Origin of the sequence: Mycobacterium arosiense ATCC BAA-1401 = DSM 45069 (assembly GCF_002086125.1) — a bacterium.
Taxonomy (GTDB): Bacteria; Actinomycetota; Actinomycetes; order Mycobacteriales; family Mycobacteriaceae; genus Mycobacterium; species Mycobacterium arosiense.
In genome coordinates this window covers 21,182-31,821 of the sequence record NZ_MVHG01000061.1, presented here as the reverse complement: position 1 = coordinate 31,821, position 10,640 = coordinate 21,182, and the positions used below count along the sequence as shown (strand labels likewise).

Annotated in this window: 8 protein-coding genes; 6 read left to right on the top strand and 2 right to left on the bottom strand. The window is 71.3% G+C overall.

Going from position 1 to position 10,640, the window contains the following annotated elements:
* Positions 1 to 179: 179 nt before the first annotated feature.
* The 3 genes from BST14_RS19875 to BST14_RS19865 all read left to right on the top strand — a co-directional run bounded on the left by BST14_RS19875 (position 180) and on the right by BST14_RS19865 (position 4,004).
* Entirely contained in the window at positions 180 to 1,088 is a 909-nt protein-coding gene (locus tag BST14_RS19875) for an alpha/beta fold hydrolase (protein ID WP_083066088.1), read from the top strand.
* A gap of 22 nt (positions 1,089 to 1,110) precedes the next feature.
* Positions 1,111 to 2,526 carry an acyl-CoA synthetase gene (locus BST14_RS19870; RefSeq protein WP_083066087.1) on the top strand — a complete coding sequence of 472 codons (1,416 nt, stop codon included), beginning with the start codon at positions 1,111 to 1,113 and terminating at the stop codon, positions 2,524 to 2,526.
* A 212-nt stretch (positions 2,527 to 2,738) separates the two neighbouring features.
* Positions 2,739 to 4,004 (top strand): MFS transporter, encoded by a 1,266-nt coding sequence (locus tag BST14_RS19865; protein WP_083066086.1) that lies wholly within the window; start codon positions 2,739 to 2,741, stop codon positions 4,002 to 4,004.
* On the opposite strand, the gene dapD is transcribed toward BST14_RS19865, so the two are convergent.
* The gene (dapD, locus tag BST14_RS19860) at positions 4,001 to 4,954 is read right to left on the bottom strand and encodes a 2,3,4,5-tetrahydropyridine-2,6-dicarboxylate N-succinyltransferase (RefSeq protein ID WP_083066085.1); all 954 of its coding nucleotides are present in this window, start codon (positions 4,952 to 4,954) and stop codon (positions 4,001 to 4,003) included. The two genes, BST14_RS19865 and dapD, sit on opposite strands and share 4 nt — an antisense overlap.
* Before the next feature lie 290 nt (positions 4,955 to 5,244).
* Here dapD and BST14_RS31465 point away from each other — a divergent pair, with 290 nt between their 5' ends.
* The 3 genes from BST14_RS31465 (at position 5,245) to dapE (ending at position 8,485) form a co-directional block, all read left to right on the top strand.
* On the top strand, positions 5,245 to 6,069 hold the full coding sequence (locus BST14_RS31465; RefSeq protein ID WP_083066084.1) for a PPE family protein, SVP subgroup: 825 nt from the start codon (positions 5,245 to 5,247) through the stop codon (positions 6,067 to 6,069).
* Between the two features lie 37 nt (positions 6,070 to 6,106).
* Positions 6,107 to 7,255, top strand: coding sequence for a PPE family protein (locus tag BST14_RS19850; protein WP_083066083.1), 1,149 nt, complete (start codon positions 6,107 to 6,109; stop codon positions 7,253 to 7,255).
* A gap of 165 nt (positions 7,256 to 7,420) precedes the next feature.
* The gene (gene dapE / locus BST14_RS19845) at positions 7,421 to 8,485 is read left to right on the top strand and encodes a succinyl-diaminopimelate desuccinylase (protein WP_083066082.1); all 1,065 of its coding nucleotides are present in this window, start codon (positions 7,421 to 7,423) and stop codon (positions 8,483 to 8,485) included.
* Here dapE and BST14_RS19840 read toward each other — a convergent pair.
* Positions 8,482 to 10,608, bottom strand: a complete 2,127-nt coding sequence (locus BST14_RS19840) for an AAA family ATPase (RefSeq protein WP_169926112.1) — start codon at positions 10,606 to 10,608, stop codon at positions 8,482 to 8,484. The two genes, dapE and BST14_RS19840, sit on opposite strands and share 4 nt — an antisense overlap.
* Positions 10,609 to 10,640: the final 32 nt, after the last annotated feature.

The following is a 10,640-nucleotide window of genomic DNA, read 5'->3' as shown; positions in this document are numbered from 1 at the left end:
CGCTCGAAAAAGACATCCGGGACTGGATCACCGCCTGGAACGACAACCCGCGCCCCTTCAACTGGACCAAGACTGCAGATGAGATCTTCGAACGCCTCGCTTCATATCTTCAACGAATTCCTGGCGCACGACACTAGCCGCCCTTTGTCAGCCGCGCGTCTCGTGCCAAGCTGCTCGACATGGTCATCGAGATCGCCCGCCCCAAGCTCGAAGGAAACGTCGCCGTCGGCGAAGACCGCCAGATCGGCTTCGCCGAGTTCGGCGACCCGCAGGGACGGGCGATGTTCTGGCTGCACGGCACCCCGGGCGCCCGCCGGCAGATCCCGGTGGAGGCCCGCGTCTACGCCGAGCGGCACCACATCCGATTGATCGGCCTCGACCGGCCCGGCATCGGGTCGTCGACGCCGCACCGGTACGAGAACATCCGGGCGTTCGCCGACGACCTGCGGACCATCGCGGACACGCTCGGCATCGACAAGATGGCCGTCATCGGCCTGTCCGGCGGCGGCCCGTACGCGCTCGCGTCCGCCGCGGTGCTGTCCGATCGGGTCGTCGCCTGCGGCGTGCTCGGCGGCGTCGCGCCGTTCCTCGGCGGCGAAGGCATCACCAGCGGCCTGATGAACCTGGGCAAGCGGGTGGCGCCGCTGCTGCGGCTGGGCGGTGATCCGCTGCGGATCGGCGCGAGCCTACTGGTCCGGGCGATCCGACCGGTGGCGAATCCCGCGCTCTATTTATATGCCGCGGTATCGCCCGAGGCCGACCGGCGCCTGCTCACCCGGCCCGAGTTCGGCGCCATGTTCCTCGACGACCTGCTCAACGGAAGCCGCAAGCAACTGGCGGCCCCGTTCAACGACATCATCCTGTTCACCCGGGACTGGGGATTCCGGCTCGACGAGGTCAAGGTCCCGGTGCGCTGGTGGCACGGCGACAGCGATCACATCGTGCCGTTCGCGCACGGTCAGCACGTGGTGTCCTTACTGCCCGACTGCGAGCTGATCGTGCTCCCCGGCGAAAGTCATCTGGGCGGGCTGGGCCGCGGCGAGGAGATCCTGTCGACCCTGACCAAGATCTGGGACGAGAAAGGCTGACCCGCCCGGGTAGCCTGCTGTCGTGCTGCTGGCGTCGCTTGATCCTTCGGTCCTCACCTCCAAAGACGTCCCGGACGCGGTGCGCATCGACGGCACCGTGCTCAGCCGCAGCGACCTGGTCGGCGCCGCTACCTCGGTGGCCGAACGGGTCGGCGGCGCCGGCCGCGTCGCCATCCTGGCCGCGCCGACCGCCGCGACGGTGCTCGCGGTGACCGGCTGCCTGATCGCCGGGGTGCCCTTCGTCCCGGTGCCCTCCGACGTCGGCGCCGCCGAGCGCCGGCACATGCTCACCGACTCCGGAGCGCAGGCCTGGCTCGGGGAAGCGCCGGACGAGTCGGAAGGGCTGCCGCGCATCCCGGTGCGCCTGCACGCCCGTTCCTGGCACCGCTACCCCGAACCGTCGCCCGACGCGACCGCGATGATCATCTACACCTCGGGCACGACGGGGCTGCCCAAAGGCGTGGTGCTGAGCCGGCGGGCGATCGCGGCCGACCTCGATGCCCTCGCCCAGGCCTGGCAGTGGACCGCCGACGACGTCCTGGTGCACGGCCTGCCGCTGTTTCACGTGCACGGGCTGGTGCTAGGGCTGCTCGGGTCGCTGCGGATCGGGAATCGCTTCGTCCATACCGGAAAGCCGACACCGCAGGGCTACGCGCAGGCCGGTACCGACCACGGCGGGACGCTGTTTTTCGGGGTGCCCACCGTGTGGTCGCGGGTCGGGGCCGACGAGGCGGCCGCCCGCGCGCTGCGCCCGGCGCGGCTACTGGTCTCCGGAAGCGCGCCCCTGCCGGTTACGGTGTTCGACCGGCTGGCCGGGCTCACCGGCCATCAGCCCATCGAACGCTACGGCGCCTCGGAATCGCTGATCACGTTGTCCACCCGCGCCGACGGCGAGCGACGCCCGGGCTGGGTGGGGCTGCCGCTGTCCGGTGTGGCGACCCGGGTGGTCGACGACGAGGGCGGGTTGGTGCCGCAGGACGGACAGACGGTCGGCAAGCTGCACGTGCGCGGGCCGATGATGTTCGACGGCTACCTGAACCGGCCGGACGCCACGGCCGAGGCGTTCGACGACGAGGGCTGGTACCGCACCGGCGACGTCGCGGTGATCGACGCCGAGGGCATGCACCGCATCGTCGGGCGCGAATCGGTCGACCTGATCAAGTCCGGCGGCTACCGCATCGGCGCGGGTGAGATCGAGACGGTGCTGCTCGGGCACCCCGGTGTCGCCGAGGCCGCCGTCGTCGGGATGCCCGACGACGATCTCGGTCAGCGCATCGTCGCGTTCGTCGTCGGATCGGCCGCCGGCGACGAACTGATCGACTTTGTCGCCCAGCAGCTTTCGGTGCACAAACGCCCGCGTGAGGTCCGCATCGTGGACGCGCTGCCGCGCAACGCCATGGGCAAGGTACTCAAGAAGCAGCTGCTCACCGACGGCTGAGCGCGTTGCGCGCGAGCGTGCACAGTGGTACGCGCCGCCCGGCGTGTCGTCGTACAGACACGCACGCTCGCGAACGGTCGCTGGGCAACGCGCAGGAATTTCGCAGGCTGTCCCGCAAGCGTGACCGCGAACCTTCACCTACCGTCGGACGAGTGATGGCACGGAACGTAACGCCCGCCCCCGCCGCGACCGTCGTCACCGGGCCAGCGCCCATGCGCCGGATCGCCGTCGCCTGCCTCGTGGGTTCGGCGATCGAGTTCTACGACTTCATGATCTACGGGACCGCGGCGGCACTGGTGTTCCCCATGGTTTTCTTCCCGCACCTCAGCCCTTCCGGCGCCACGATCGCCTCGATGGGGACGTTCGCGACGGCTTTTCTGTCCCGGCCCATCGGTGCGGCCGTGTTCGGATACTTCGGGGATCGGCTGGGGCGCAAGAAGACCCTAGTCGCCACGCTGCTGATCATGGGCCTGTCGACGGTGTGCGTGGGCCTGGTTCCCAGCTCCGGGGTGATCGGCGCGGCAGCGCCGCCGATTTTGGTCGCGCTTCGGCTGTTGCAAGGGTTCGCCGTCGGCGGCGAATGGGCGGGATCGGCGTTGCTGAGCGCCGAGTACGCGCCGGACGACCGGCGCGGCCGGTACGGCGTGTTCACGTTGATGGGCGGTGGCATCGCGGCCGTGCTCAGCAGTGCGACCTTCCTCGGGGTGAACCTCACCATCGGCGAGGGCAGTCCGGCGTTTCTGCAGTGGGGATGGCGGCTGCCGTTCCTGCTCAGCGGGGTGTTGGTCGCGCTCGCGCTGTACGTGCGCCTGAACATCGAGGAGACCCCGGTGTTCGCGGAGGAGAAGGCGCGTGAGCTGATACCCGAAACCCCGCTCGCGGAACTGCTGCGGCTGCAGCCTCGTGAGATCGCGTTGGCCGCGGGCAGCATCCTCGGCGCGCTGGGGTTCGTCTACATGGCTCACACCTATCTGGCGATGTACGCGCACTCCCATCTGGGGTATTCGCGCACCTTCATCTGGTTCGTCGGCGCGCTGTGCGGGGTCGCGAGCATGGCGTTCATGGCGGCGTCGGCCACGCTGTGCGACCGGCTCGGGCGCCGTCGCATCATGCTGGTGGGCTGGAGCTGTTGTTTGCTGTGGTCGTTTCTGGTGATGCCGCTGCTGAACACCGGCCATCCCGTGGGGTATGCGGTGGGGATCGTCGGCATGTGCACGGCCGCGGCGATCGGCTCCGGCCCGACGGCCGCGTTCATCCCCGAGTTGTTCGCCACCCGCTACCGCTACAGCGGAACGGCGCTGGCGCAAAACCTCGCCGGCATCGTCGGTAGCGCGTCGCCGCCGCTGATCGCTGGGACCCTGCAGGCGACGTACGGTAGCTGGGCCATCGGGTTCATGCTGGCGGCCCTCACCTCGGTCAGCCTGGTGTGCACCTATCTGCTGCCCGAAACCAACGGCACAGCGCTGGGAGTCGGTTAGTTGGCGTGCAGGTCCTCGTTCAGGGCGATGCCCTGACCGCCGCGGGCCACCACTTCGACCGCCCCGCTCACCGAATTGCGGCGGAACAACAGGTTGTTGCCGCCCGAGAGCTCCCGGGCCTTCATCGTTTTGCCTTCGGGGGTAATGACTTTGGTGCCCGCGGTGACATACAGGCCGGCTTCGACGACGCAGTCGTCGCCCAACGAGATGCCCAGGCCCGCGTTGGCGCCCAGCAGGCACCGCTTGCCGATCGAAATCACCTCGGTGCCACCGCCGGACAGCGTGCCCATGATCGAGGCCCCGCCACCGATGTCGGAACCGTCGCCCACCACCACGCCCGCGGAGATGCGCCCCTCCACCATCGACGCCCCGAGCGTGCCGGCGTTGTAGTTGACGAAGCCCTCGTGCATCACCGTGGTGCCCGGGGCCAGGTGGGCTCCGAGGCGCACCCGGTCGGCGTCGGCGATGCGCACCCCGGCCGGCAGCACGTAATCGACCATCCGCGGGAACTTGTCGACGCCGTAGACCGTCACCGGCCCGTGGCGGCGCAGCCGGGCCCGCACCGCCTCGAATCCCTCGATGGCGCACGGCCCGCGATTAGTCCAAACCACATTGGTCAATACCCCGAATAAGCCGCCGGCGTTCAGTCCGTGCGGCGCCACCAGCCGGTGCGAGAGCAGATGCAATCGCAGGTAGGCGTCGTAGGCGTCGGCGGCCACGTCGTCCAGCGAGCCGATGACCGTGCGCACGGCAACGGTCTCGGTGCCGCGGTCGTCGTCCCGTCCGATCAGGGTGGTCAGTTCCGAGGGAATATCGGACAGCGCCAGCCGCGACGTCGCGCTGGTGCCCGACTCGGTCAGTTCCGGTGCGGGAAACCACGTGTCGAGGATCGATCCGTCGGCGGCCAGCGTCGCCAGGCCTATCCCTTCGGCACCTGCTGCTCTTGTCACGGCGGTCAGGTTACTTCGTGGGCCGCGCCCCAATCCGCCCGCCCCGCGGGCGGCGCGCCCTCAAGACGGCCTTTGGTGTTCAAAGGCCCACGCGGGCAAGGCAATTGGTCGCCGCCGGGCTCGTCGTGCGCGTTCGCGGGTGGTCAGCCCCGCCGGTCTGGGCAGGTCAGCGCGTGAATTTCGCCGTTTGGGGTACCTAGCTTCCGGGGGCCCGCGGGTCGCCGCTGGCGTTGCCGCGGGCTCTGTCGTCGCGGCCCATGGCGGCCGCTTGATCGCGGGAGGAGAAAAACATGTCCTTTGTCACCACACGGCCCGAGGGCCTGCTGGCCGCGGCGAGCATCCTCGAGGGGCTCGGCTCGTCGATGGCCGCCCAGGATGCCGCGGCCGCGGCGCCCACCACCAGCATCGCTCCCGCGGCCGCCGATGAGGTGTCCACGCTGCAGGCCGCGCAATTCTCGGCCTACGGCACCTGGTACCAGCAGGTCAGCGCCCAGGCGAGGGCGATTCACCAATCGATGGTGAACAACCTGAACAACAACGCCGGCTCGTACGGAACGACGGAAGCCGCCAACCGGGTGAGCACCAGCGCCACGGCGCTGCAGCAATTCGCTCCGGGCGCCGCACCGACCGCGGCGGCCGACCCACCGCCCGGGGACGCCTCGCTCGGCACCACCATCGAGTGGGGGCAGAACGTCGGCGCCGCCGCGTCCGACTTCATCACCCTGGGCGAGGGACAATTCGCACCCGTCGCCGGCGCGTCCGGGATCCCGAATTTCGTGCCCCCGAGTCTGAGCTCGGCGACTGCGAGTGCCCCCGCGGCGCCGGCCCCCGCGGCCGCCGGTGCGGCGCCGGTGCTGGCGAGCATGGGCCGAGGGCCCTCGATCGGCGCCTTGTCGGTGCCACCCAGTTGGGCGGCAAACGGTGTCCCCGTGGCGAATCCGACCGCAACGACGCTGACCGGCGCGGGCTTCACGAGCGCCGCGCCCCAGACCGCATCGATGACCACCGTTCCGGGTGGCCTGCCATCGATGGCCGCGAGCGGGCGCGGCGGGTACGGCCTCGGCGCTCCGCGCTACGGGGTCAAGCCGACCGTCATGCCGAAGCCAGCCATTTAGCACCTCCCAGACAGCAGCCAAGAACAGGAGTACCGCAATGACATTCGATTTCGGGGCAATGCCCCCAGAGGTCAATTCGCTACGCATGTACACCGGCGCGGGCGCCGGCCCGATGATGGCCGCCGCGGCGGCGTTCAGCAGCCTTGCCGATGAACTGAGCACGACCGCCGCGGCCAGCCAGGCGGCGATAGCCAATCTCACCGGCGAGGAGTGGATGGGCCCGTCCTCGGTCGCGATGGTCACCGCCGCCCAGCCGTATGTGCAATGGATGCACACCACCGCCGGCCAGTTGCAGCAGGCCGCCGCGCAGGCCATGGCGTCGGCGGCCGCCTACGAGGCGGCCTTCGCGATGACCGTGCCGCCGCCACTGGTCGCGGCCAACCGGGCGCAGCTGGCGGCCCTGGTCGCGACCAACGTGCTGGGCCAGAACACCCCGGCCATCGCCGCCACCGAGGCGCAGTACGCCGAGATGTGGGCCCAGGACGCCGCCGCGATGTATGGCTACGCCGCGTCGTCGGCCGCCGCGGCCCGGCTGAGCCCTTTGACGTCACCGGCGCCCACCAACAGCCCGGGTGGGCTGGGCGTGCAGACCGCGGCCACGACCGCGCAGACGAGTGGGTTGCGCGGGGTTGTCTCCAATGTGCCCAACGCCGTGCAGTCGTTCGCCGCGCCGGCCGCGCTGCCGGACCCGCCCGGCCTGAGCGCGCTGGACAGCGTGCTGAGTGACCCGGTCGTGTCCAACGTCGGCAACGCGGGTTTCGACGTCGTGTCCTGGAACGTGTTCAACACCATCGTGTCCAACATCCTTTACAACCACACCCTCGACACGGCGGCGGCCGCCGGCGTCGCCAGCGACGTGCAGGGCGCCGTCGGCGGTGGTGCCCTGGTGAGCGCGGCGGCCCCGGTCAGCACCGCGGGCGGGGGCGCCGCACCGGTGTTGGCCAGCATGGGCGCGGCTTCCCCGGTCGGTGGCCTGTCGACGCCCGCCGCGTGGTCGGCGGCCACGCCCCGGGTCGTTCCCGCCGAGACCGTCGCGGGCACGGGCTGGACCGCACCGGCCGAAGAGACCCAGACGACGTGGGCGTCCGGAATGCCGGCCGTCGCGTCGGCGGGGCGGGGCGGTTATGGCATGGGGCCGCGGTACGGCGTCAAGCCCAAGGTGATGCCCACGCGGTTGCTCGTCTAGCGCCCGCGCTTGCGATCGCCGCGGGGTTTTGATGGTGGCGACCCGCGGTGCCCGGCTCCGCCGCGCTTGCGATCGCCACTTTTGATGGTGGCGACCCGCGGCGCCCGGCTCCGCCGCGCTTGCGATCGCCAAGGCCGCGCTTGCGATCGCCACTATCGTGAGAGCGTGCTGGACTTACGCGCAGATCCGATCGCGCTGACCGCCGCGCTGGTCGACATCCCCAGCGAATCGAGGGACGAAGCGCGGCTGGCCGACGAGGTCGAGGCCGCGCTGCGGGCCCAAACCCGCGGCTTCGAGATCGTTCGCAACGGCAACGCCGTGCTGGCGCGCACGCACCACCAGCGGCCGTCGCGGGTGCTGCTGGCCGGGCACCTGGACACCGTGCCGGTGGCCGCGAACCTGCCCAGCCGCCGTGAGGGCGGCGACCTTTACGGCTGCGGCACGGCGGACATGAAATCCGGCGACGCGGTCTTCCTGCATCTGGCCGCCACCGTGGCCGACCCGGTGCACGACCTCACCTTGGTGATGTACGACTGCGAGGAAATCGAAGCCGCCGCAAACGGATTGGGCCGCATCGAACGCGAGCTGCCGGATTGGCTGTCCGCCGATGTGGCCATCTTGGGCGAGCCCACCGGAGGTTACATCGAAGCCGGTTGCCAGGGCACCCTGCGCGTGCTGGTCAGCGCCACCGGAACACGCGCCCATTCGGCGCGATCCTGGCTGGGAGACAATGCGATTCACAAGCTTGGCGCCGTGTTGGAACGGCTGGCCGCATACGAGGCGCGCAGCGTCGACATCGACGGCTGCGTCTACCGCGAGGGCCTGTCGGCCGTGCGAATCGACGGGGGTGTGGCGGGCAACGTCATCCCCGACGCGGCCGCGGTGACCATCAATTTCCGCTTCGCCCCGGACCGGTCGCTGCCCGACGCGCTGCAACACGTGCACGACGTGCTCGCCGGGCTGGACGTGCACATCGAACAGACCGACGCGGCGGCCGGCGCGCTGCCCGGGCTGTCCCAACCCGCGGCCACGGCCCTGGTCGAGGCGGCCGGCGGCAACGTCCGGGCCAAGTACGGCTGGACGGACGTGGCCCGGTTCGCCGCCCTGGGCATACCGGCGGTCAACTTCGGGCCCGGCGACCCCAACCTGGCCCACAAGCGCGACGAGCGGGTCGCGGTCGCCGACATCACCGCCGCGGTGGACGTGCTGCGCGGCTACCTGAGCGGCTAACCGGCCCCGCCCCCGCACCGCTGCGCCTGCGCGGCGGCGTCGGCGGCGGCCGCGTGCATGCCGATCGACGTCAACTCGTCCGACACCGCTCGCAGCCCGGCGCCATCGCCGGCGGCCAGCGCGCGGGCGTGTGCCAACGCGAGACTGCCTGCGACACAGTCGATTTCGTCACAGAGCCGGACCAGGGGATCGGCGGCCCGGACGTCGCCCAGCCGCACGGCCTCGTGCCATACCCGCAACGCCACACCCCGCTGCCCGCCGCGCTCGGCCATCCGGGCGGCGTCGCGCGCGGCGGCCACCGCGCCGTGCGTGTCCCGCACCAGGGCCAACCGCCACGCCCGCGCCACGCCCAGCTCGGGCGCGAACAGCGCCGATTTGGTGCCATGCCGGGATTCGGCCCTGCTCAACGCTTTCGCCGCCGCGGCAGTGTCGCCCTGTTGGGCCAGCGCGGTGGCCAGCAGCGTCAGCGACAACGGACCCCAAGAATAACCGGTTCGCTCCAGGGTGGCGGCCACTGGAGCCAATAGCCCGGCCGCAGCAGCGAACTCGCCACCGGCGATCAGCACATGCGCCAGCAGCACCTCGCCGATCGCGCGGCCCGGCTGTTGCAGCTCGGCGAAGTCGGTGAACTGCTGGGCGAGCCGGCGGGCCTGGTCGGGCCGGCCGGCCATCAGCAGCGCGGTGGTCTGTCCCAGCCCGATCGTGAAGCGCAGCAGCCCAGGGTGTTCGGCGCCCAGGGCGCGCTGCGCCAAGGGCTCGACGTCATCGAATCGGCCCTCGCGCGCCGAGCACAATGCGGCCGCGCTGGCCGCCCACGCCACCGCCTGGTCATCGGCCGACGGCGATGCGAGGACGCCGGCGGCGACCTTGACGGCGTGACCGACATTGCCGGCGTTCATCGCGAACGTCGCGCTCAGCGCGTCCAGAGTGGTGCGCGGGCCGGCATCGGTGACCCGATTGCGCACCGTCCGCAGGAACGCGGTGGCGCGCTCCGGTTCGCTCAGCATCCAGAACTGGTTCGCCGCCCGCAGCAGCGCCCAATCCATCAGCGCCGTTTCGGTCAACGCGCTGGAGTCGACGTCGGCCAGCACCGAGTCGGCCTCGCGGCCACGGCCCTGCCAGGCCAGGGCGTGCGCCAGCGCGAGCCGCGCCACCAACCCGCCGGACCGCTGCAGCGCCCATCGGGCCAGCCGCTCGCCCAGCGCCAGGTCGCCCAGCCGCAGCGCCTGCTGCGCCGCGGCGGAGACCTCGGCGACCCGCGGGGGAGTGTCACTGTCCAGCGCCAGCGACACTAGCCGCAGCCGGTCGCTGAGATGGTCCGACGGCCGCCGGGACAGCAGCTCGACCAGGTCGGTGCGTCGCCGACGCGCGTCGTCGGGATCGAGCGCGGCGCGCGTCCGCTCGGCGAACAGCGGGTGGGCGGTGTAGACGACGGGGTCGTCGGAAAAGCCGCCCCGGGCCCAAGTCTCCGCCGCGCCCCACGTCACCGCGTCGGTCACCGCGCCGTCACCGGCCAGCGCGGTCAGATCGGCGACCGACAGCGGCTCCGCGACGGCCAGATACTCCAGCACCGAACGCGCCGCGGCGGGCAGCTCGGCGAGGAACGTGTTGATCTCCGCCGGGGCGGCCCCCCCGACCGGCGGCTCGATGTCAATCCGGGTGAGCAGATCGTCGCCCCACAGCGCCGCGATCGCCTCGGGAGCGCAGTCGGCGCGGGCGGTGACGATGAGCCGTCCGGCGCCGTCGCGCGCCAGCTGGTACACCAGCGTGGCCGACAGCACGTCCAGGTGGTGGGCGTCGTCGACGACGAGCAGCAGGTCGTCACCGCCCAGTGACGCCCGGGCGGCCCGCAGCAGCGCGGCCGGCTTGCCGAGGTCGGTGATCTCCACCAGGTGGCTGAACGCCCCGAACGGAACCCCGCGTTCGGTCGGGGTGCCGGTGACCCAGCGGATGAGCGTGGCGGGATTCCGCTCGGCGAAACGCTCGGCGGCCACCCGGGCCAGCGTGGATTTGCCGCCGCCGTCGGGCCCCAACACCACCGCTCCGCGGGCCCCGCCCGCCAAGGCCGCATCGAGCCGCTCTGAGGCCGTCGCATGTCGGGGGACGTTCCATCGAATCGGCACCGCCGAATTTTATGGTGTGCGACCCGCGCGGC